Source organism: Janthinobacterium sp. (assembly GCF_009923995.1).
Classification (GTDB): domain Bacteria; phylum Pseudomonadota; class Gammaproteobacteria; order Burkholderiales; family Burkholderiaceae_D; genus Janthinobacterium.
In genome coordinates this window covers 14638-36683 of record NZ_RFSK01000004.1, presented here as the reverse complement: position 1 = coordinate 36683, position 22046 = coordinate 14638, and the positions used below count along the sequence as shown (strand labels likewise).

25 protein-coding genes are annotated in these 22046 nt (G+C 65.9%); 20 read left to right on the top strand and 5 right to left on the bottom strand.

Translation table 11 applies throughout. From position 1 onward, the window contains the following. Window positions 1-23 precede the first annotated feature (23 nt). Window positions 24-1529, bottom strand: a complete 1506-nt coding sequence (locus EBS11_RS03055) for an anion permease (protein WP_290600461.1) — start codon at window positions 1527-1529, stop codon at window positions 24-26. Window positions 1530-1785: 256 nt separating this feature from the next. Here EBS11_RS03055 and EBS11_RS03050 point away from each other — a divergent pair, with 256 nt between their 5' ends. The 4 genes from EBS11_RS03050 to EBS11_RS03035 all read left to right on the top strand — a co-directional run bounded on the left by EBS11_RS03050 (window position 1786) and on the right by EBS11_RS03035 (window position 4995). Further along, window positions 1786-2910 (top strand): acyltransferase, encoded by a 1125-nt coding sequence (locus tag EBS11_RS03050; protein WP_290600460.1) that lies wholly within the window; start codon window positions 1786-1788, stop codon window positions 2908-2910. 3 nt (window positions 2911-2913) lie between these two features. Beyond that, window positions 2914-3135: a cysteine-rich CWC family protein gene (locus EBS11_RS03045; RefSeq protein ID WP_290600459.1), complete on the top strand. Its 222-nt coding sequence runs from the start codon at window positions 2914-2916 to the stop codon at window positions 3133-3135. Window positions 3136-3191: 56 nt separating this feature from the next. Next, the gene (gene tssA / locus EBS11_RS03040; protein WP_290600458.1) at window positions 3192-3995 is read left to right on the top strand and encodes a type VI secretion system protein TssA; all 804 of its coding nucleotides are present in this window, start codon (window positions 3192-3194) and stop codon (window positions 3993-3995) included. A 226-nt stretch (window positions 3996-4221) separates the two neighbouring features. Further along, window positions 4222-4995: a ferredoxin--NADP reductase gene (locus EBS11_RS03035; RefSeq protein ID WP_152280938.1), complete on the top strand. Its 774-nt coding sequence runs from the start codon at window positions 4222-4224 to the stop codon at window positions 4993-4995. Between the two features lie 87 nt (window positions 4996-5082). Here EBS11_RS03035 and EBS11_RS03030 read toward each other — a convergent pair whose 3' ends face one another. After that, window positions 5083-6720, bottom strand: a complete 1638-nt coding sequence (locus EBS11_RS03030) for a phosphoethanolamine transferase (RefSeq protein WP_290600455.1) — start codon at window positions 6718-6720, stop codon at window positions 5083-5085. A gap of 234 nt (window positions 6721-6954) precedes the next feature. On the opposite strand from EBS11_RS03030, the gene EBS11_RS03025 reads away from it, so the two are divergent. Together EBS11_RS03025 and EBS11_RS03020 are read left to right on the top strand one after the other, a co-directional pair. Next, window positions 6955-7545 (top strand): type 1 glutamine amidotransferase family protein, encoded by a 591-nt coding sequence (locus EBS11_RS03025; protein ID WP_290600454.1) that lies wholly within the window; start codon window positions 6955-6957, stop codon window positions 7543-7545. A 104-nt stretch (window positions 7546-7649) separates the two neighbouring features. Further along, window positions 7650-8990, top strand: coding sequence for a S41 family peptidase (locus EBS11_RS03020; protein ID WP_290600453.1), 1341 nt, complete (start codon window positions 7650-7652; stop codon window positions 8988-8990). Between the two features lie 5 nt (window positions 8991-8995). Here the strand turns inward: EBS11_RS03020 and EBS11_RS03015 are convergent, their stop codons facing one another. Next, a complete protein-coding gene (locus EBS11_RS03015; protein ID WP_290600451.1) occupies window positions 8996-10480 on the bottom strand; it encodes a serine hydrolase in 1485 nt (494 codons plus the stop codon). A 235-nt stretch (window positions 10481-10715) separates the two neighbouring features. Between EBS11_RS03015 and EBS11_RS03010 the strand changes: the two genes are divergently transcribed. After that, window positions 10716-11897 (top strand): metallophosphoesterase, encoded by a 1182-nt coding sequence (locus tag EBS11_RS03010; protein WP_290600449.1) that lies wholly within the window; start codon window positions 10716-10718, stop codon window positions 11895-11897. A 30-nt stretch (window positions 11898-11927) separates the two neighbouring features. Here EBS11_RS03010 and EBS11_RS03005 read toward each other — a convergent pair whose 3' ends face one another. Beyond that, window positions 11928-12437 carry a hypothetical protein gene (locus EBS11_RS03005; protein ID WP_290600448.1) on the bottom strand — a complete coding sequence of 170 codons (510 nt, stop codon included), beginning with the start codon at window positions 12435-12437 and terminating at the stop codon, window positions 11928-11930. Window positions 12438-12444: 7 nt separating this feature from the next. Continuing rightward, entirely contained in the window at window positions 12445-12825 is a 381-nt protein-coding gene (locus tag EBS11_RS03000; protein WP_290600446.1) for a hypothetical protein, read from the bottom strand. Window positions 12826-13159: 334 nt separating this feature from the next. On the opposite strand from EBS11_RS03000, the gene EBS11_RS02995 reads away from it, so the two are divergent. The 13 genes from EBS11_RS02995 to EBS11_RS02935 all read left to right on the top strand — a co-directional run bounded on the left by EBS11_RS02995 (window position 13160) and on the right by EBS11_RS02935 (window position 22032). Further along, a complete protein-coding gene (locus EBS11_RS02995; RefSeq protein WP_290600444.1) occupies window positions 13160-13369 on the top strand; it encodes a hypothetical protein in 210 nt (69 codons plus the stop codon). A gap of 197 nt (window positions 13370-13566) precedes the next feature. After that, complete coding sequence (locus EBS11_RS02990; protein ID WP_290600442.1) at window positions 13567-13764, top strand: hypothetical protein; 198 nt, start codon at window positions 13567-13569, stop codon at window positions 13762-13764. 229 nt (window positions 13765-13993) lie between these two features. Next, on the top strand, window positions 13994-14182 hold the full coding sequence (locus tag EBS11_RS02985) for a hypothetical protein (RefSeq protein ID WP_290600440.1): 189 nt from the start codon (window positions 13994-13996) through the stop codon (window positions 14180-14182). 146 nt (window positions 14183-14328) lie between these two features. Next, window positions 14329-14520 carry a hypothetical protein gene (locus EBS11_RS02980; protein WP_290600438.1) on the top strand — a complete coding sequence of 64 codons (192 nt, stop codon included), beginning with the start codon at window positions 14329-14331 and terminating at the stop codon, window positions 14518-14520. Window positions 14521-14586: 66 nt separating this feature from the next. Further along, the gene (locus EBS11_RS02975; RefSeq protein ID WP_290600437.1) at window positions 14587-15600 is read left to right on the top strand and encodes an MvdC/MvdD family ATP grasp protein; all 1014 of its coding nucleotides are present in this window, start codon (window positions 14587-14589) and stop codon (window positions 15598-15600) included. Further along, complete coding sequence (locus EBS11_RS02970) at window positions 15582-16460, top strand: hypothetical protein (protein ID WP_290600436.1); 879 nt, start codon at window positions 15582-15584, stop codon at window positions 16458-16460. The genes EBS11_RS02975 and EBS11_RS02970 overlap by 19 nt, the downstream gene beginning before the upstream one ends. After that, entirely contained in the window at window positions 16454-16963 is a 510-nt protein-coding gene (locus tag EBS11_RS02965) for a MauE/DoxX family redox-associated membrane protein (RefSeq protein WP_290600435.1), read from the top strand. The genes EBS11_RS02970 and EBS11_RS02965 overlap by 7 nt, the downstream gene beginning before the upstream one ends. Then, window positions 16963-17517, top strand: coding sequence for a redoxin domain-containing protein (locus EBS11_RS02960; protein ID WP_290600433.1), 555 nt, complete (start codon window positions 16963-16965; stop codon window positions 17515-17517). The genes EBS11_RS02965 and EBS11_RS02960 overlap by 1 nt, the downstream gene beginning before the upstream one ends. Then, on the top strand, window positions 17514-19277 hold the full coding sequence (locus EBS11_RS02955; protein WP_290600432.1) for an ABC transporter transmembrane domain-containing protein: 1764 nt from the start codon (window positions 17514-17516) through the stop codon (window positions 19275-19277). The genes EBS11_RS02960 and EBS11_RS02955 overlap by 4 nt, the downstream gene beginning before the upstream one ends. A gap of 11 nt (window positions 19278-19288) precedes the next feature. After that, window positions 19289-19690: a GFA family protein gene (locus EBS11_RS02950; protein ID WP_290600431.1), complete on the top strand. Its 402-nt coding sequence runs from the start codon at window positions 19289-19291 to the stop codon at window positions 19688-19690. 196 nt (window positions 19691-19886) lie between these two features. Further along, window positions 19887-20210: a hypothetical protein gene (locus EBS11_RS02945; protein ID WP_290600429.1), complete on the top strand. Its 324-nt coding sequence runs from the start codon at window positions 19887-19889 to the stop codon at window positions 20208-20210. 167 nt (window positions 20211-20377) lie between these two features. Then, a complete protein-coding gene (locus EBS11_RS02940; RefSeq protein WP_010398340.1) occupies window positions 20378-20626 on the top strand; it encodes a DUF3297 family protein in 249 nt (82 codons plus the stop codon). A 308-nt stretch (window positions 20627-20934) separates the two neighbouring features. Continuing rightward, entirely contained in the window at window positions 20935-22032 is a 1098-nt protein-coding gene (locus EBS11_RS02935; protein ID WP_290600416.1) for a YjhT family mutarotase, read from the top strand. The last annotated feature ends 14 nt before the right edge of the window (window positions 22033-22046 follow it).

Here is a 22046-nt window from a genome sequence, read left to right as displayed (position 1 = left end):
GCGGCCAGCTGCAGCATGCCCTCTTACCAGTAGCCCAGCACCTTCCACCACGTCGTGCCGACGACGGCAAAGATCAGCAGTTCCACCACGCACATGATGAAGCCGACCCGCCACCAGTTGCCCATGGTGACGAAACCGCTGCCGAAGATGATGGGCGAGGTACCCGTCGCGTAATGGGTCAGGGTCATCATGATGGCCGAGCCGGCCGTCATCATCAGCATGAAGGGCACGTGGTAGGCGGCGGGGATCAGGTGCAGGCCGACGGTCAGGAAGGCCAGCAGCATGGCGCTGATGTGGGCCGTCGTGCTGGCAAAAAAGTAATGTGAAAAGACAAACACCAGCACCAGGACGCCGGCGATCGGCAGCCAGTCCATGCCGCTGGCGACGATGGCGCCCTTCATGCCGGCCGAGAACCAGGCGATCACGCCCGTCTTGTTCAGCTGCTCGGCCATCATCACGAGGGCGCCGAACCACACGAGGGTGTCCCAGGCGCTTTTTTCCGACAGCACGTCGTCCCAGTCGATGGTGCCGGTGATGATCAGCACGAACAAGCCGACGAAGGCGACCACCGTCGCATCGAGGGAAAACGCGGGACCGAACAGCATGGCCGGCACGTTGGCCCACAGCAATAACAGCAGGGCGAACGTGCCCAGCATGACTTTTTCCGACGGCGACAGCGGGCCCATGCCTTTCAGCTCCGCCTTGGCGTAGGTGACGGCGTCCGGCGTGGCCTTGAGCTGCGGCGGCGACAGCCAGTAGATAATCAGGGGCATCACCAGCAGGCAGACGAGGCCCGGCAGCAGCATGCACAGGGCCCAGGTGGTCCACGTCAGGTGGAAACTCTGGCCGCTGGCCTTGGCCACGAAGTCGACCACCAGCGGGTTGGGCGCCGTGGCCGTGAGGAACATGGCCGAGGTGATCGGGTTGGCATGGTAGTTGACGAGGGCCAGATAGGTGCCCACCTTGCCTTCCGTGCCCTTGGCCGGGTCCGAATCGAAGGCGTTGGCGATGGATTTCATGACGGGGTGGACGATGCCGCCGCCCCGTGCCGTGTTACTCGGCGTAAATGGCGCCAGCACCAGTTCGCAGATGGCCAGGCCGTAGCCGATGCCCATGGTGCGTTTGCCCAGCAGCGAGATGAACAGCAGGCCGATGCGGCTGCCCAGCCCCGTCTTCTTCAGGCCGCGCGAGATCAGGATGGCCACGACGATGAGCCAGATCAGGGGATTCGAAAAACTGCTGAGCGCATCCGTGATGGCGCCCTTGGACGAGGTGGACGTCACCTGCGACAGCGAGACGATGACGATGGCCATCATGGCCATCACGCCGATGGGCATGACCTTCAAAATGATCGCCAGGATGGTGGTGAGGAAGATCGCCACCAGGCCCCAGGCCTTGGGCGTCAGGCCGTCCGGCGCGGGCAGCAAGAGCATGCTGACCAGCAAGACCGTGCAGATGAGGGCCGGCACGAGCCGGAAGGGGACGGCTTCCTTGAAATGCAGGAACATGTCGCGCACTGTCTTATACATCGTCATTACCTTTCACTGTGGGCCGGGCATCGTGACAACACGCAATCGTGCACGCAGAGCCGTGGGGCCGGCAGGCCCCAAAATGGGCCCGCAAGATGACAGATGCCCAACAATTCTGTTCGGCAATATCATACACGCAAGCCTTCCCGCCCCCGTTCCATTACGGTATCGCGCGTCCCTTATCTTCAAAATCATTGACCTGTGCGCGACATCCGTCGCATAATTGCCCCATCAGTCGCCAACATCAGGAATCGCATTGAATACCCGGAACCGCCATATCGACGCCCTGCGTGGCGCCGCCATCCTGGGCGTGCTGCTGCTGCACTTCGCCCTCGCCTACGGCCTGAAGAACAGCCCGCTTGAAGTCCTGCCCGCCTGGCTGCTGCGGGCCGCCTACCAGGGCAATTACGGCGTGACCATGTTTTTCGTCATTTCCGGCTACCTGATCACGTCGACCTCGCTGCAGCGCTGGGGCGACCTGGCGCGCATCGACCTGGCCGCGTTCTATGTTTACCGCATCGCCCGCCTGCTGCCTGCGCTGCTGCTGGCCCTGTCCATCATCGTGCTGCTGGGCGTGCTCGACGTGCCCTTCTTTAGCAATGGCGATGGCGGCAAGGACTTGCCCGCCAGCTATTTCATCATCGCCGTCGCTTCCGTGCTGACCTTCTGGCACAACGTGCTGATGCAGAGCGCCGGCTATTTCAATTACTGCCTCAATGTGTACTGGTCGCTGTCCGTCGAGGAAATGTTCTATCTGCTGCTGCCCCTGTCGTGCCGGCTGCTGCGCCGGCGGCAGGCGTTCATGCTGCTGTGCGGCGCCGCCATCGTGGCCGGGCCCGTCTACCGCAACCTCCACGCGGACAACGAGATAGCCTTCATGTACGGCTACCTTGCCTGCTTCGACGCCATCGCCATCGGCTGCCTGACCGCCCTGCTGACGCGGCATTGGCAGCCGGGCGCGCGCGCCGGCCAGGGCTTGCGCGGGGCGGCGGGCCTGGCCCTGGCCTGCCTGTACGTGCGCGGCATCGGCGGCCACGAGGTCTTCGGCTTTACGTGGATCGCCCTGGCCAGCGCCGCCTTCATCGTCGGCGCCACGGCGGCGCCGGCGGCCGGCCAGGGCCGGTCCGGTCCGCTGCAATGGCTGGGCCGCCACAGCTACGAACTGTATTTGTTCCACATCATCGTGCTGGCCGCCATGCGCAACGTGGTCGACAAGGCGGGCCTGGGCTACGGGGAACGCCTGCCGTGGCTGGCGCTCTTCCTGGCCGCGACGGCGCTGGCGGCGGCGCTCGTGGCCCGCCGGGTCTCCGGGCCGGCCAACGCCGCGATCCGCCGCCGCTTCCGGCGCCGCGCCGCGGCAGCGCCCGTCCCGGTACAATAGGCGATGCCTGCGATCAACCTCCCCCTTCCGGCCCGCCACTGCCCCCTGTGCGGCGGCCCGAACGGCTGCGCGCCGGCACTGTCGGGCAGCTTCGCCACGCCATGCTGGTGCCGGGTGCAGCCCATCGATGCGGCCGCCCGCGCCCGCGTGCCGGCGGCGCTGCGGGGAAAAGCCTGCCTCTGCCAGCGCTGCGGCACGGCAAGCCCTGCAGCCGAAAAAGAGTAGCGCATTTCCTTGTGGCAATGGCAAACTATGCGTTTCCGCCACTCTCCCACGACGCCATGACGCTTGCCCAGACAGCACGTGCCGATGCCTATTTCCAGGCGCACACAGGTTTTTCCTTCGATCAGCTCCTCGCGCCCATCGCCGCCGACGCGCCCGCAGGCGGGTCCTTGCGCGGCTCCCCCTTCTATGCCGGCATACGGCAAGCGCGCGCCGGGGAAGACGCCAGTTTGCCGCTGGGCAGCTGGGAGCGCGAGCTCAAGCGAGCGGACTGGTCCCGCGTCACGGCGATGGCGGCGTCAGCCCTGGCGCTGCACAGCAAGGATCTGCAGCTGGCCGTCTGGCTGCTGCAGGCGCAATTGCAGCGCACGGGACTCGATGCCCTCGCCCCCGGCTGTTGCCTGCTGCAGCAACTGTGCGCCCGATACTGGGAAACGCTGTATCCGCCAGCACCGGCCGGCGACACCGAGGCCCGGGCGAACATATTCCACTGGCTGAATGAAAAACTGCTGCGCGACGTGCGCCTGCTGCCCCTGGCCCGCGACGAGCACGGCGGCGAATTCGGCTGGGCTGACTGGGAACAGGCGCAGCGCAATGCCACGCTGCAGCTCCACCCCGCCGAGCAGGACGGTCCTTCCACTGCCGCCTTCCTGGCCGCGCTGCGCGCCACGCCGGCAGCCAGCCACGCGGCCATGCTGGCGGACCTGGCCGCCGGCCGCGACAGCCTGGAGGCGCTGGCCGCCAGCCTGCCGCAGCACTTCGGCGACGCCGCGCCCGGCCTCGGTGCGCTGGGCGCGCTCTTGCAGAAAATGCATGCCATGCTGGCGGCGGAGCTGAAAGCGCGCGGCGTCGCCGAAAAGTGAGCCAGGTCAAGAGATGGCATGCCGGCCGGGCGCCGGATGCCGTGTTTTCAGCCCGATCCTGCCAGCCGCACTATAATGTCGGCACCGCGTGCGGCAGCAATGGCGGCGATAGACGGTAACAATTTCGTGTGGAGGCCAGTACAATAGCGTCTGGGCCTACACAGGGTTTCACTTTTGCCAGCAGTTGCCAGCAACTAACCATTTTTTTGACCAGCCAACAAACACTATGAGTTCGATGAATGAAGAGCGCGTATTAAGCGTGCACCACTGGACGGATACCCTGTTCTCCTTTACCACCACGCGCGACCCGTCGCTGCGTTTCTCGAATGGCCACTTCACCATGATCGGCCTGCGCGTCGATGGCAAGCCCCTGCTGCGCGCCTACAGCATCGCCAGCGCCAATTACGAAGACCACCTGGAATTTTTCAGCATCAAGGTGCCGGGCGGTCCATTGACGTCGCGCCTGCAGCACTTGCAGGTGGGCGACACCGTCATCGTCGGCCGCAAGCCGACGGGTACGCTGGTGTCCGACTACCTGCTGCCAGGCAAGCGCCTGTACATGCTGTCGACGGGCACGGGCCTGGCGCCTTTCCTCAGCATCGTGCGCGATCCGGACATCTACGAGCGCTTCGACCAGCTGATCCTCGTGCACGGCGTGCGCCAGGTCGACGAGCTGGCCTACCGTGAATTGCTGGAAGAGCACCTGCCGCAGCACGAATTCCTCGGTGAAATGGTCAGCGACAAGCTGCGCTACTACCCGACCGTGACGCGCGAAGACTTCCGCAACATGGGCCGCATCACGGCACTGATCGAGAACGGCAAGCTGGCCGAAGACCTGGGCTTGCCGGAACTGAACCCGGCCGAAGACCGCGTGATGATCTGCGGCAGCTCGGACATGCTGCGCGACCTGAAGGAAATGCTGGAAGCGCGCGGCTTCAAGGAAGGCAACACCTCCACGCCTGGCGACTTCGTTGTCGAGCGCGCGTTTGCCGAGAAGTAATCCGCACGCCATTGCCTAGTCTGTCCCGGGGCCCGGCCCCGTCGCTTCCTGCGGCGGCGCCGGGCCTTTTTCATGCCCGCGCCGGATTCAGCGGGCCAGCGGCGCGCCGCGCTGGTACTGCAAGCCGTTCATGAAGCGCTGCACGGGCGTAAAGGCGCTGCTGAGGATATCGTCGTGGGCCGCGTAGTAGCGCGTCTCGATCTTCAGCAGGCCCAGCACCGTCGCGTCGAGCTTGTCCGTCTGGTAGGGCCGGCTTTCCAGCGCGGCGCGGGCGGCCGCCGAGGGCCGCGGCTGCTGGTTGTCCCAGATCAACATGGGGATTTCATAGCCGCTCTTGTCTGACGCGGAATGGCCCGCGTGGTTGCGGCTGTAGCCCACTTCCTGCCCGTGGTCGGACACATACAGCAGCGCGGCGGCACGGCCGGACTTGGCCTGCTCCGCCATGGCGATCAGGTTGCCCAGCACATAGTCGCCGTAGCGGATGGCGTTGTCGTACTCGTCGCGCTGGTTGCGTATCCAGCTGGACCGGCCCTGGCTGGCCATCTGCGCGCTGACGGCGTCGTCGGCCTCGTCGAAATGCGCAAAGGGGCTGGGGTAGCGCATGTCGTAGCTGGGATGGGCGCCCAGCAGGTGCACGACGATCAGCTTTTTCGGCGCCGTGTCGCGCAGCGCGTGCGCAAACGGCGCGAACAGGTTGGCGTCGAAATTGTTTTCGCCCCGTCCCGTGCCGTAGTTGATGAAGTCGCTTTCATCGGCCTCGCCCGCCAGCATGCCGATCCAGCCGTCGTTGCGCGTCTGGTTCGACACCCAGAAGGTCTTGTAGCCGGCCGCCTCGGCCAGCATCAGCAGGTTCGGCTTGGCCATCCACGCATCGGGGTTGCCGATGTCGGCCGGCGTGAGCATGGTCATCATCGATTCCACCGTGCTGGCGGCGGGCGAGATCACGTCGTTGAACACCAGCAGCTTGGCGCGCATGGCGTCGAGCCGGGGCGTGGTGGCGCGCGCATAGCCGTACAGCGACATCGAGGCGCGGTTGGTGCTCTCGCCGATCACGAGGATGACGGTGCGGGCATCCTCGCCCGCGTAGCGCACGTTCCAGTCGCGCGGCGCCGCCATGGCCGTCGCCAGCGCCTGCTGCATCGATTGCATGGCGGCCAGCTGGGCGCTGTACTGCTGGTAGCGCAGGGGCCAGAACAGGGCCGGATTTTCGCGCCGCATGGTGGTGTTGAGGTGCAACATCACGAGAAATACGGCCAGGCAGGCGGCCAGGCCTTTCTGCGCCAGGCCCGGCGCGGCGGCGCGGGCCGGCTGCCAGCGCTGCAGCCGGCGGTCGGCCAGCAGCACGGCCGCCGTCACCAGCACGAACCAGCCGGCCGCCTGCGCCAGGGCCACGCCGTTGTGAGCGAAAAACTCGGCCGTTTCCGCTTGATCCGTCGCAAACATGGCCTGTAAAACGGCATTCGGATTGGGCCGCATGCCAAAATAGCCACGCAGGAAGCCCTTGACGGCGGCATCGAGGTAAAACACGGGCACGACGATGCGCACCAGCACGGTGATGGCGGCCGGGCGGCAGCGCCAGGCGTGCAGCACGCCGCCGATGCCCAGCAAGAACGCCGCCAGCAAGACGCCCAATTTCAGGCATTCGTTGGCACTTAACTGGTCGAAGAGAAAGAAAAGGAGCAGGCCGGCAATGCTTAACAGGACGCGGCAAAACAGTATCAGCATGAAAACAATAAACAGTCAGAATCGGCGTTGAATGGAACTGCGTGGCCCTGCCCGTGTCGACGGGCCAGCGATTGTAGCGCAGTCCCTTGCAACCGGTATCACCATTTTTGCACGACATGAAGTAGGAAAGGCCAGGCACGCTCCTGACAGAAACTGTCAGTGCCGCCGCTTATGCTGTCGCCATTGCGGAACAGCAACTCCGCCCCTACCCTCCCATCACCACAGGACCTTGCCATGACACGCGCCATCACCATCCTTACCGAAAACTTTGCCGACTGGGAAACCGCCCTGTTCAATTCCACGGCGCGCCTGTACTACGGCTTCTACACGCAGTTTGCCACGCCGGGCGGCCTGCCCGTGACCTCGTCCGGCGGCATGCTCGTCACGCCGCAGCTGGCGCTGGAAGACATTTCGCTCGATGAACTGGACCTGCTGATGGTGTGCGGCGGCAGCATCTGGCAAAGCGGCAAAGCCCCCGACCCGGGCGCCCTGCTGCGCGCCGCGCGGGACCAGGGCGTGGTGCTGGCCGGCATCTGCGACGGCACCCGCGTGCTGGCCCAGGCCGGCGTGCTCGACAAGGTGCGCCACACGTCGAATGGCGCCGCGAACCTGCGGGAAACGGGCTACGCGGGCGCCGCCCTGTACCAGGACGTGCCGTGGGCCGTGGCCGACGACGGCATCGTCACGGCGCCGGGCACGGCCCCCGTCAGCTTCACGCGGGAAGTCCTGCGCAGCCTGGGCATCGACGATGACAACCTGGCCAGCTACCTGGCCATGCACGGGGCAGAACATGGACAGGCAAGCCGGGCGCCCCTGGTCGCCTGATTCTGCTTTCTGGCGGCCAATTTCGACGGCGCGTCGCAGATGACTGGCGCCGCGCGCCGCACTTAATTAAAGTGCATCCTTCACCGCGACCCGGAAAGGATGCCATGAAACACCTGAAATACCTGTCAGCCTGCCTGATCCTGGCATGCTGCGCACCCGTGGCGCTGGCCCAGGCCATGCCCCTGCTGACGCCGGAACAGCTGCGCGCCGACTTGCGTTTTATCCAGGAGACGATCGCTGCCACGCACCCGGAGCCGGGCTTTTCCGCCGATCCCGCCGCCGTGGACCACGCCTACGCCGCCATCGGGGAACAGCTGCAGGCGCCGATGTCGTCCGACCAGGCCTGGCGCGTGCTGGCCACCCTCAATCCCCTGTATGCCGATGGCCACCTGGCCATCACGCCGGCCGCGCCGCAGGCGCAAAGCCAGGCCTTCCTCGACGGGGGCGGGCGTTTTTTCCCCTATGAAGTGACGCTCGATGGCGATGGCGGCCTGTACATCCGTGCCCTGCTGGGCGGCGCGCCGACGCCGCTGCAAGGCGCGCGCATCACGCGCATCAACGGCGTGCCGGCCAGCGCCATCGTCGCCGACCTGCTGGCCCGCTGCCACGGCGACACGGCCGCGTTTCGCGCCAGCCTGCTGTCGCTGCGCTGGCCCTTCCTGTACTGGAAGGTGCTGGGCGCGCCGGCCAGCCATGTCTTGCAGCTGGACGACGGCCGGGAATTGACGGTGCCCGGCGCCGCCGCCCTGCCCGCCTATCTGGCCGGCGATGGCAGCTTCGCGCAGCAATTCCGCTTCGAACTGCTGCCCGGCAAGGCGGCCCTGCTGACCCTGGACACCTTTGCCTGGCCTGACAAGGCGCAATTCACGGCGTTCACGGCCGAGGCTTTCCGCCAGATGCGCGCGGCGGATGTACGCACCCTGCTCATCGACGTGCGGGCGAACGGCGGCGGCAACGATGACATGTGGATCGATGGCGTGCTGCGCTATATCGCGGACAAGCCCTACCGCTGGGCCTCGACCTACCGCAAGAAGGTGATACGGGGACGCGACAGCGCGCGCGAAAAGCTGGGCGACGTCATCGATGGTGAGATCACCTCCTGGCAGCAGCCGCGGCTGGACGATCCCCTGCATTTTTCGGGCACCACCTATCTGCTGGTGGGCGGGCGCACGTATTCCTCCTCCATCCTGTTGAGCAATGTCATGCAGGACTTCGGCTTTGGCAAGGTGGTGGGCGCGGCGGGCCAGGCGCGCACGCGCCAGAGCGGCGGCACGCAGAATTTCGTGCTGCCCAACAGCGGCCTGGTGCTGGGCGTGCCCCGCCTCCTGTTCCAGCGCCCGTCGGGCGCGGCCACGCCCGTGCTGCTGCAGCCCGACATCGTGCTGCCGGACAACCCCTACGATGCGCGCGTGCTGGTCGATGCCGTGCTGAAGCTGGACAACTGACGAGCTTAACGGGCGGCCAGGCTGCGCAGGCGCTCCGCCGCGTGCGTATTGCCCGGGTCCAGCTCCAGCGAACGGCGGTAGTGGGCGACGGCCAGCGCCGTGGCGCCGTCCGCCTCATGCGCTTCGGCCAGGCTGTCGTGGCCATTCGCGCTGCCGGGCGCCAGCTGCACGGCCAGCTGCAGCACGGCGACGGCCTGTTTCGTCCGCTGCTGCGCCAGCAGGCGGTAGCCCCAGGCATTCAGGTCGCCTTCGTCCGGGCCGGGCAACCCGTGCCGCTGCCGGATGGCGGCCAGCTTGGCGTCCAGTCCCTCGTAGCCCGTGCTGGCCAGTTCCTGCCGCAGCAATTGCATGGCGTAGGCCCCGCCCCGCTGCTGGCGCAGGGCTGGCAGGTAGAAGCTGGCGACCGTGTCGATCAGCTGTTCCGGCTGGCCGCCGGCCAGGTTGCTGAGGATAATGACGGCCAGGTCATCGTCGGGATACACGTAGAAGGCGGAACGTCCGCCGCCGATGCCGGCCACGGCGCGGTGGGCGGCGCGGCCGATGGCGGGCCAGCCCAGCGCCCACGGCGCCGGCTTGCCATTGTTCAGGCTGCTGGCCTGCCATAGCCGCTGCACGCTGGCGGGGGCCAGCAGGCGCCCCGATTGCAGCGCGACGAGCCAGCCGGCCAGCTCGCCCGCATTGCTGTTGATGCCGGCCCCGGCCCGCATGAAGAGGGGAAAGTCCTCGATGACGTTGCGGTAGCCCTTGCCGCCGGCGCCCAGCACGTAGGAACTGGCCTTGTTGATGACCACGTCCTTCGCATCGCCAAAGCCGCTGTGCGCCATGCCGGCCGCATCGAACTGCCCCCGCTGGATGAAGTCGACGTAGGACTGGCCGCTCTGGCGCTCGATCAGTTGCGCCAGCAGGACGTAATTGCTCTGGTTATAGCGGTAGCGCTGGCCGGGCGGCGCTTCCACGGGCAGGGCCTGCACGGCTTGCCAGGCGGCCACGGGGTCGTCCGGCTGCGGCCCCACCAGCTTGCCGCTGCGCTGGTCCAGCACGTCGGGCAGGCCGGAAGTATGGCTGAGCAGCTGCGTCACCGTCACGGCTTGCCAGGCCGGCGGCAAGCCCGTCAGGTACTGGCCGATCGGCGCCCCCAGGTCCACCTTGCCCTGTTGCACCAACTGCATCACGGCCACGCCCGTAAACGCCTTGGTGGCCGAATTGATGGAAAACAGGCTGGCCTGCGTCACGGGCACGCCATATTGCAGGCTGGCCACGCCGAAATTGCGCGCCAACACGACCTTGCCCTGCCGGATCACCGCCACCTGCATGCCCGGTATCTGCCGCTCGCGCATCTCGTCCTGCAGGAAGTCGACAAGCTGCTGGCTGGCCTCGGCGGCAAGGCCGGCCGGCGTGGCGCTGGCGGCGGGCTGTGCCGCCGCGGCTGGCCCGGCCAGCACTGCGGCAAGCAAGAAAACGCGCAGGACCGGCGGCGTGCGGAATGGCATGGCAAAGCTCCTTTTCATGTGCAAAAAGCAAGCTTACCCTATACGCGCGTTGCCGCAATGCATTTTCCTCGCCGGCCGCCCGCCGCCTGGCGACGCTGGCGTGGCGACGGTCCCCCGGCATGTTGATCCAGATCGAATCCCGGCACGCGCGCGCGCGCATCCGGGGCGCGGGCGGCTACACTGAAATCCTGGCTGGCGCGCAGAGTGGCGCACAGTGGCGGCGGGAGAACACATCATGGCCGATCTGGTTTCTGGCAACAATGCCCATGTCTTTGGCCTGGCGCGGCCCCATGCAACGGGGCAGGCGTCGCTGCACCAGGCGCCGCCCCGCAATACGGCATTCCGCGACCTGCCACCGCCGACGGGCAGCGCGCCGTTCCGCCTCGACTTGCGCGACATCGTGGCGCCGGCCGTGTATGACGCCATCGTCCGGAACAGGAAGCTCGTCTTCCACCTCAATGGCGACATGGGCGGCATCCAGTACGCCGTGCCGCAGGAGCTGGTGGCGAAGGGCATGGAAGACGATTTCCAGGCCGATGCCAGCGCGCTGCCGGCCTTTCTGTACATCACGGGCGACTGCGTGTATTTCAACGGCCAGGTCAGCGAATACTACAAGCAGTTCTACCAGCCGTATGAATTCTACCTGGCCCCCGTGTTCGCCGTGCCGGGCAACCACGATGGCGAAAACCTGCCGGACGACGAGACCCTGGATGGCTTCGTGCGCAATTTTTGCGCGCCCCAGCCCGTCAAGATGCCGGAATCGGGCGATTCCCACCGCACGGCCATGGTGCAGCCGAACGTGTACTGGACCCTGCTCACGCCGCAGGCCAGCATCATCGGGCTGTACAGCAATGTGCCCGCCGGCGGCGAGGTCCGCACGCCCCAGAAGGAATGGCTGGCGTCGGAACTGGCCACCCTGCCCCGCGACCTGCCTCTGCTGCTGGCGCTGCACCATCCGATCTACTCGGCGGACGACCACCATTCCGGCAGCACCTACATGAAGGACCTCGTCGCCGAGGCATCCGCCGCGGCGGGACGCCACCCGGACGCCATCCTTGCCGGCCACGTCCACAACTACCAGCGCCTGACGCGCGACAATGGAGACGGCGGCAAGACCCTGTTCCTCGTCACGGGCGCGGGCGGCTACCATAACCTGCACCAGATCATGAAGGTCAACGGCCAGCGCCTGATACCGCCCGCCGTCTTCCACGACGATGCGGGAGACGCCGTCACGCTGGAAAACTACTCGGACGACCACCACGGCTACCTGCGCGTCGAACTGTCCGACGGCGTCATGCAGGGCAAATACTACGAAGTGCCCCGGCCGCAGGAGCCGTTCAGCAAGGGCAGCCATTTGCTCGACTATTTCCGCTTCGACCTGCGGCAGAAGGCCTACCTGCCCAATACCCTGTCATGAGCCGCAGCAAGCCGGCATGGCGCGGCGCGCCTAGCCTTCGCGCCACACATCTTCGTAGCCGGCGCGGTCGAGGATGAATTTGGTCCCGCTGGGCAAGGCCAGGTAGGCGAGCACCTGCGGCAGCAGTTCGGTCAGGTGGGCCGCATGCAGGGGCTGGTAAAAATCGGACGCGTCGCTGTGCGCGCCGCAATGGATGAACCAGCTGATGGTGCCGTTCTCGGGCAGGTCGATGCGCGTGCCATAGATGGGTGACTGGTCCAGGCTGCCGATGGCCAGGGCCACCATGTCCTCGGGCGCCTGCGCGGGCAAGCCGTATTTGTCGCAGATGCGGCGCTGGTTTTCGTGGATCTGCGCACTGCTCTGGTCCTTGCTCTGGTCCTTGCTCTGTTCGTTGATCAATTCCTTGCTCTGGTCCTTGCTCTGTGCGTCGATCACTTCCTTGTCCTGTTCCTTGCTCTGTGCGTCGATCATTTCCTTGTCCTGTTCCTTGCGCTGTGCGTTGAGTACTTCCTTGTCCTGTTCGTTCATCGGCTCGTTCATCGGCTTGTCAAGATGCAAGGTAGCGGTAGGACAGCCGCATGGCGTCATCGTGGCCGGCGACTTCCAGGTGCAGGATCGCTTCGCCCGGCTTGCCGTCCGCCAGCAACTGGCATTCCATGCCCAGCGGGCCGGCGTCGGTGGCGTACACATCGACGGCAGGCCGCCCGCCCTTGCCCGGCGCGAAGGCAAGGGCCAGCGGCGCCAGCGCCAGGCGCTGCTGCGGGGCAAAATAACCGTCCAGCATGTCGACGATCTCGTCGGCCAGCGCGGGGGCCACGGCCCAGTCGCGTTGCAGCGCAACAGGATCGCGCTCGTCGAGCGTGCGCACGAATGCGTCCGCCAGCGCATACGCTTGCCGCCGCTGCCTGTCCGTGACCGCCATGTCCATATGGTAATTCCTTAAGTTTCAGCAAGCGCCATTATAGTGCGCCGCCGCGCCGGCGCGCCACGCATTTGCCTGGATAAGCATCGCCATCTCACCACGATAGTGCAGTGCAATAATATTGCACCAATATCGACATTTAAATCAAGCAACGATAATTTATTGAAAGACAATAATAAGGTATTGCCGCGTGATATTTGGTGAGTATCTCTGAATTATATTCCGCCGCGCACGAATCAATTACACGTTGACGCATATTTAATCCGGCGCTAATATCGAATGGCCATACACCATGGCATACAGCACAGGCAGTACTTAACCACCACAAGAGGATAGTACAATGCAAAGACTCAAGCAAAGCAAATTGTTCGCGTTCAAACTGGCTGAAAAACAGGTAAACACCCAGACAGCAAGCCCGGCGGTCCCGCCCCGGCCCTGGAAGGTACGCAGCGGCATAGCCGTTGCCGGCTGCAGCGAATTCATCGCCGGCAGCGGAAATTATCGCTACGAATCGCGCCTCCAGCCGAATGACAGCGGCCAGTATTGCTGATCACGGCAGCGCGGCATCAACGCGCCGCCGGCGGCGTTCATTCCATTCCGTTTTGATTCCCTTTTGAATCCATCTGCCTGGCGTGCAGGCCATTTCCGCCTGCGCAAAATGCAGCGGCATTCCATCCGGGCCGTACGCAATTTCCCTGTCCCGGACCTGACACTTGCGGCACGGCCCCACCACACGAGGATCACACCATGCAGAACCAGGCAAAATCATTCGCTTTCAAGCTTGCAGAGAAACAGGAATCGCCCCAGGCAACAACCCCGTCTCAAGCGTCTGTCGCATGGAAAGTACGCGACGGCGTCGCCGTGGCCGGTTGCAGCGAGGTCGAGCGTTTCCAGTATCGCTATACCTCCACGGTCAATTCCCGCGACACCGGGCAATTCTGCTGAACGCGGCATAGCCATACACCTCGCCCTAGCGGGGTTTTATTTATACTGCAATATGAATACCGTGCACCGGCAGCCGTGCGGATTATTCCTGCCCGACATATTAATACCAGGTCATTTTAAATATATATCATTCATTGATTGACTGAATATTTTTTTGAACTTAATATTTAAATGCCGAATCACGGCAAACGGGCAAATCAGTACTTAACCATTACAAGAGGATAGTACAATGCAAAATCAAACCAAATTATTCGCTTTCAAACTGGCTGAAAAAGAAGAGAAAAAAGAAGTCCAGCAGCCATGGCAGGTGCGCGACGGCGTCGCCACGGCAGGCTGCACGTATTACGGCAATCCTGACGATTACAATCTGCGCGACAACTCGCGCCTGAATCCGAACGATACCGGCATCTATTGCTGATCTCCGCCGCACCATCAATCCCGCGCCGCGCGCGGTTTTCAGACACTTCCACCTATTCATGCGCATACCGGCGCCAATCGCGGCAGGGCTTTTCCATCCGCGGGAAATGAATATGCGGGATATTGACCATCAGAGGAACCCAAAACATGCAAAAGCAGAATCAGACAAAATTGTTCGCATTTAAACTGGCGGAGAAAAAGGACGAGAAAAAACCGGCCCTTCCTGCCCCCTGGAAGGTACGCGACGGCGTCGCCGTGGCCGGCTGCACGGCCGTCGACAGCGAGGAGCAATACCGCTATTCGCGCGTTGGCTCGAGTGACGGCGGAGAGTTTTGCTGATACACCGCCCGCGGAAAGCCTTGCCACGGCAAGGCTTTTTCACTGTCTTTTGTCACTGGGACCTGCATGCATAAAAAGGTTTTGATCATCAGCCATGGCGGCGATCTGCATGCCGACCTGGTCGCCGCCATCCTGGCCGAACGCGGCCACGCCCCCTTCCGCATCAATCTCGACGCCTTTCCCCGCGACTACCAGCTGTGCCAGCGCCTGCACGATGGCCATGCCGGCGCGCGCCTGCGCCTGCTGCCCGATGGCGAGTGGCTGGATCTGCGGCACGTGGGCGCCGTGTGGCTGCGCAAGCCTGCCGAGTACGCCTATGCCAGCGCCGACCTGGCGCCGCAGGAGCGCGCCTATGCCAAGCTGGAAACGGAACAAGCCATTTTCAGCGTGCTGCACGCGCTCGATTGCTACTGGATCAGTCATCCGCTGGCGCTGCGCGGCGCCAAATGGAAGGGCGAACAGCTGGCGCGGGCGGCACGCATGGGCTTTCGCGTGCCCGCCACCGTGATCACCAACGTGCCCGACGACGTGCGCGCCCTGCGCGCCGCCGTTGGCGGCCCCATCATTTTCAAGGCGATGTCCACGCCCACCCTGGCCGCCGACGCGGTGGACGGCGCCGACCGCGTCAGCCACGGCATCGGCACCACCGTGCTCGACGACGCCATGCTGGACAGCCTGGATGCCGTCAGCGAACTGAGCTGCCAGTTCCAGGAATATATCGCCAAACAATATGAACTGCGGGTCACCGTGATCGGCAAGCAACTGTTTGCCGCCCGCCTGTATTCCCAGGACGATGCCCGCACGGCCATCGATTCGCGCGACATGTCGGCCCCCATCCGCTACGAGGCGGCGACCTTGCCGGACGAGGTGCGCCAGCGCTGCCTCGCCTTCGTGCACAGCTATGGCCTGGAATACGGCGCGCTGGACCTGATCGTCACGCCCGAGGGCGAGTACGTTTTCCTGGAAAACAATCCTGTCGGCCAATTTTTGTACGTACAGCAACTGGTGCCTACCCTGCCATTGCTGGAAACCATGGCGGACGCGCTGATCGAAGGAGCTGTATGCCACAGCCAGACCTGAACCTGCTTCCCCGCCAGCTGCGCGAACTGGAACAGGTGCGCGACAGCCGCACCATCGTGCTGGCCGCGTCGCACCTGGACATGGAACTGCTGCCCGCCGTCTACGAACTGTGCCGCCAGACGGGCCCCGTGGCGCGCCTCGACGTGGTGCTGCACGGCCGCGGCGGCATCGTCAACGCGGCGCGCCGCATCGCCCTCGTGCTGCGCCAGCATGCGCGCCACCTGAGCTTTATCGTGCCCTTCCACTGCCAGTCGGCCGCCACCCTGCTGGCCCTGGGCGCCGACGAGATCATCGCGGGCGACCTGGCCCTGTTCTCGCCCATCGACCCGCAGCTCGACGGCGCCGAAGGCGGTTCCCTGTCCAGCCTGGACATCAAGCTGTTTGGCGACATGGCCCGGCAATGGTTCGGCGTCGACGAGCACGCGGCCCGCCAGCAAGCCCTGTCCCTGCTGTGCGGCAACATCTTCCCCCCTTCCCTGACGGCGTTTTACCGCACCACCATGGAAGTGGCGCAGATCGGCGAAGAGTTGCTGGCATGGCAATTGCCCGATGCCACGCCGGAAGCGCGCCGCGCCATCGTCGCGCAGCTGGCTGGCGGCTATCACTCCCATAACTATGCGCTGACACGGGAAGAGCTGGCCCGCCTGGGCCTGAACATGGCGCGCGATGCGCATGCCGAGCGCCTGGGCTGGGACATCTCGGTCCAGCTGCAAGCGAGCATAGGGGGCGCCCTGCGCAGCACGCCCGACGAGCCGTGGACGGATGCGCTGCTGGCCTCGCGCGACGGGGTGCAGCTGCGGCGCCAGCGTCCGGGCGGCTTCGCGCCCCTGTGGAGCGCGGAAGCGCAGCCAACATGCTGACGCTGCTGCTGGCCGATACGGCCCGCTGCTGCATCGCCCTGCTGCTGCTGGCGGCCAGCGTGGGCAAGCTGCGCGGCTATGGTGCCTTCCGCGACAACCTGTCCGCCTCGTTCGGCCTGGCGCCCGCCATCGCCGCCTGGGCCGCGCCCGGCCTCGTGGCGGCGGAACTGCTGCTGGCCGCGTGGATACTGGGCGGCGGCACGCGCCTGCCCATGTTGCTGGCCTTATTGCTGCTCGGCACGCTCACGGCCATCCTCGCCTACCGCTACTTCACGCACAGCGTCGTGCGCTGCAGCTGCTTCGGCGAAGCGGCGCGCCCCGTCTCGCACTACGACCTGCTGCGCAACGGGCTGTTCGTCGGCATCAATGCCGCCTACTTCGCCCTGGCCCGGGAGGCGACCCTGCCCGCGGCGTCCGCCGTGCTGGCCGCCGGCCTGGCATCCATCGTCTGCGTGGCCGCCATTTCCCTGCATGACATCGCCACCCTGGCAAAGGCGGACTGATGGATGACACGACCCTGCAACTGGTGCTGGCGGCGCTGGCGTTCGCCATCGCGGGCAATATATGGCTGAGCCTAGCCGTGCTGCGCGCCAGCCGCCGCGAACGGCAGCCGGCGGCCGCCCTCGTGGCGGGCGAGCCCCTGCCCGCCGTCCACGCCCGCCCGATGGCTGGCGGCGCCCGCTTCCAGCCCGGCGCCCCGGGGCAAGCCACGGTGCTGCTGTTCCTCGCCAGCCGCTGCCCGAAATGCCGCGACAAGCTGGCCGGCATCGACGGCTTGCTGCCGCAGGCCCGCGCGGCAGGCCTGGCCGTTTGGCTGCTCAGCGAGGAACCGGTCCGCCGCCTGCGCGCCTTTCTGCCGAGCAACACCTTGCGGGCGGCGGCGGCGCGCCTGCGCCTGCGCGACTACCGCCGCCTGAATCCATTGATGAGTTCGCCATCCTATGTCTTCGTCAGCCATGCTGGAACCGTCGAGGCCGCGGGCCTCGTCGGCGACGACGACTGGCTGGCCCTCGTCGACCAACTGAACTGCGACATTGCCGAGGAGCGCGCCGCATGAATGTCCATCCCCACCTGGAGCGCCTGCGCCTGCTGTACCCCGTGCGCTGGCGCATCGCCGCCGGCCTGCTGTGCATGGTCCTGACGGTGGCGGCGCAGCTGGGCTTTCCGCAAGCCATCGCCTACTTCATCGACCACGTGGCCGAACTGACGGCGCGCGGCGTGACGCCCGCCATGGTGGCCGCCATGTTCGTCTTCAGCGTGCTGTACGCGCTGGCCTCCACCGCCCGCTTCTATCTGCTGCAGTCGAGCGGCCACATGATCGTCATGGATGTGCGGCGCCGCCTGTTCGACGTGGTGATCAACCAGCCCATCGCCTTCTTCGACAAGCACCACGGGGGAGAACTCAACAGCCGCTTGACGTCGGACGTGTCGGCCCTGCATGAAAGCCTGACCATCGGCGCGGCCAATGCCCTGCGCTCGCTGTGCGTGTTCGTCGGCGGCATCGCCATGCTGCTGCAGCTGTCGCCCATGCTGAGCCTGCCCCTGGCCCTGTTCATCCCCATCAGCCTGTATTTCGGAAAAATAACAGGAAGCAATTACCGCCAGCGTTCGCGCGCCATTGCCGCCAGCCTGGCCGCCAGCGGCAAGGTGGCGCAGGAGTATTTTGCCCATGCCCGCCTGGTGCAGGCGTTCAACCAGCAGGGCGGCGCCATGGACCGCTACGCGCAAGCCATGCGGCAGCTGCTGGGCGTGTCGCTGGCCGGCACGCGCCTGCTGGCCGTGTTCCAGGGCGCGCAGGGCATGGTCGCCTTCGTGGCCCTGCTGACGACGCTGTGCTTCGGCGCCCACCTGATCGGCCAGGGCCGGCTGACGGTGGGCGAGCTGACGGCCTTCGTCATCTATGCCAGCATGGTGACGGACACGGCCGGTTCCATCAGCGAGTTCTGGAACACGTGGATGCGCACCATGGGCTCGACCGACCGCATCTTCGAGATCCTGCGCAGCCACCGCCCCGTGCCCGCCGCCGCGCCGCAGCCGCCGCTGGCCGGGCATGTCGCGCTGCGCGAGGTGCGCTTTTCCTATCCGGAGCGCACGCAGGCGACGGCCCTCGACGGCGTCAGCCTGACCATCCGGGCGGGCGAAAAGATCGCCCTCGTGGGCGCCTCGGGCGCGGGCAAGTCCACCATCGCCAGCCTCGTGCTGGGGCATTACCAGCCCGGCGCGGGCAGCCTGCAGTTCGACGGCATCGACGCGCGCCTCTTCGGCGTGGCGCAGCTGCGGCGCCAGATGGCCGTGGTGGAGCAGGAGCCGGCCCTGTTTTCCGGCAGCATCGCGGACAATATCGCCTTCGCCGTGCCCGGGCGCGAGGTGGGGCGCGGGGAAATGCAGGCGGCCGCGCGCCTGGCGCACGCCCATGATTTCATCACGGCCTTCCCGGACGGCTACGACACCCTCGTGGGCGAACGGGGCGTGCAACTGTCGGGCGGACAGAAGCAGCGCATCGCCATCGCCCGCGCCATCCTGCGCGCGCCGAAGATCCTCATCCTCGACGAAGCCACCAGCGCCCTGGACGCCGCCAGCGAACAGCTGGTGCAGCAAGCGCTCGATACCCTGATGCAAGGCCGCACCACCATCATCATCGCCCACCGCTTTTCCACCATCGTCAAGGCGGACCGCATCATCGTCATGGAAGATGGCCGCATCTGCCAGCAAGGCACGCATGCCGAGCTGCTGCGCGCGGGCGGCCAGTATGCGCGGCTGATGCAGCAGCAGCTGGCGCAGTTCCAGCAGTTGCATGACAGTGCGGCCACCGTGTAGAGCAGGCCACGATGAAAACTACCTACCATGGCAGCTGCCACTGCGGCGCCGTGCGCTTTGCGGCCGAGATCGACCTGGCGGCCCCCAGCCTGCGCTGCAACTGTTCGTTCTGCCTCAAGGTCCGCTGCTGGGCCAGCCTGGTGCCGCCCGACGCCTTCCGCCTGCTGGCCGGCGAGGCGGACTTGAGCGAATACCGCTTCGGCGCGGGCCGCGAGACCCATTATTTTTGCCGCCACTGCGGCGTGCGCCCGTTCGGCCGCGGCGACTCGCCCCGCAGCGGCCCGTTTGTCGGCATCAGCGTCAACTGCCTCGACGATGCCGCCGCCGCGCAACTGGCGCACATGCCCGTCACATTTGTCAACGGCCGGCATGACATATGGGACGCGCCGCCGCAGGAGACGCGGCATCTGTAAATAGTGCGGAGTAGAAATGGTTGCCAGTCACCACGGAGTTTTCCTACGTGGCGACAAGTAGTGTCCCTATGGTGAGGCCCCCTTCGGGCAGGGAGAATGGCCTCGGCGGTGCAAGCGAGCGCCGTATGCCAGGCAGGCGCATTCCATCCGCGACGGCATGCGCTTCCCTACCGTATCAACCACAGAGGAAACCACCATGACTTCGAACAGCAATGACAAAACCGGCGGCCAGTCGGGCAGGCAGCCATCGGGCAGCCAGCAGTCGGACAAGCAGTCCGGCAGCCGCCAGTCGTCCGGCGGCACCCAGGGCGGCACGCACGAGCAGCACGTGGAAGCGGGCCGCCAGAGCCACAAGAATGATGCCGACAAGCAATCTGGCTCGCAACAGTCCGGCCAGCAATCGGGCCAGGGCAAGGGCGGCGCCGGCAGCCAGCAGTCGGGCACAGGCATGCGGGGCGGCACGCCTGAGCAGCGCGGGGAAGCGGGCCGTCAAAGCCACAAGAATGACGACAAATCCTGAGCCCCACGCCGTGTGACGGCCCGGGGCCGGAGCAACGCGGCAAGGCGGGCCGGCACGCCAGCCTCGCCTGCCGCCTTGCCCCCGGCCAAGACGCCTGCATGCCGGGCCGTGCAATTAGCCGGCATACCCCGTTGTCTGGATCGGCATTCTGGGCGATAATTACGCCCATGAACGATACCACCACCTTACCCCCATTGCCCGATCGCCTGTCGATCGACCCGAGCAGCCCTTACCACGTTGCCGCCGTGTTCGAGAACGACGTCGGCATCCGCTTCAACGACAAGGAACGCCTTGACGTGGAAGAATATTGCATCAGCGAACGCTGGATCAAGGTCGCATCCACCAAGTCCCTCGACCGCCGCGGCCGTCCATTGCAAATCAAATTGAAAGGCAAGGTCGAAGCGTTCTACCGCTAAGACGTGCCGTCCTGGCCAGGCGCCCTGCGCCCTGGCCGGCGTTTCCCGCCCCGCTTTCCCTGTCTTTCTTCCCCCCTGCAGCTCCTGCCTGCGCCTGCTTATCCTCCGCTTTGCCCAGCGCGCCCGCCGCCCTCACCCTGGCCCTTTTCACCGCGCTGCAACTTTTTCGCAACTTTTTTCATTTAGCCAAACAAGTTGTTTGACATCTGATATCTTACTCTGCAATACTTGCTTCATCGGTTCAGTCATTCGGAACCGCAACAGCCCAGCCGAGAACATTCACGATGCTTCAGCCAGACGCTACAACGATGACCGCGCCGTTCGACCTGCAGTTCGACACCAGCTGGCCCGCCTTCCCCGTGGCCCTGCGCGACGCGGCCGGCGCCGCGCTGGACGGCCAGCTGTATGCGGGCCTGGGCAGCGCGGGTGTCGCCTGGTACCGTCTCGACACGGCCCGGCGCGCTCACGGCTGGCAGCGCATGGCGGACTTTCCAGGCACGGCTCCGGCTGGCGCCGCCTGCGCCGCCAGCGGCCAGTTCCTCTATGTGTTCGGCGGCGCCATCACGCCTGCGGGCCACAGCGCCCGCCAGTCCGACGCCGTCTGGCGCTACGACACCACGCTTGATGCCTGGCAGCAACTGGACCTGCAACTGCCGCTGGGCTTGCTGGGCGCCTCGGCCCTGGCCCAGGCGGATGGCAGCATCGTGCTCTTCGGCGGCTACCACCGCGCCCAGTTCGACGACTTTTGCACGGCCCATGCGGCCGCCGGCGAGCTTGAGCGGCCCGCCATCCTGCGCGCCTACATGGCCCGCCCCGTCGCCGCCTTCGAATGGAACCGCCATCAATGGCGCTTCGCCCCGCGCACTGCCACCCTGCAGGATGACGGCGTGCTGCCGTTTGCCGGCACCTGCGGCGCCGTCGCCATCGCTGCCGCAGACGGTCCCATCGTGTCCAGCGGCGAAATCAAGCCGGGCCTGCGCACGCCGCTGGCCTGGCATGCGCGGCCAGACGCCGGCGGCTGGGAGCGGCGCGCCTTGCCGGACACGGCACCCGGCGTGCCGCAGGAAGGCGTGGCGGCCGCGTTTGGCGGCCTGTGCGGCGGCATGCCCGTCCTCGCCGGCGGCACGCACTTCATCGGCGCCAGCGCCAACTATGCACAGCAGCAACTGCACGCCCATGCGGGCCTGGCCAAGTCCTGGCGCCGCGAGCTGTACGGCTTTGCCGGCGGGCAATGGCGCCTGCTGGGCTTGCTGCCGGCGCCCCGCGCGCATGGCCTGTCCTTCCAGGTGGGCAACAGCCTGCTGCTGGTGGGCGGCGATACCGATGGGGGCGCTGCCACCCTGGAAACCTTGGCAATAACGTTATCGAATGGCCCCGGCCATGATACCGTGTCGTACCCTGCTTAATTAGTGAGAAAACA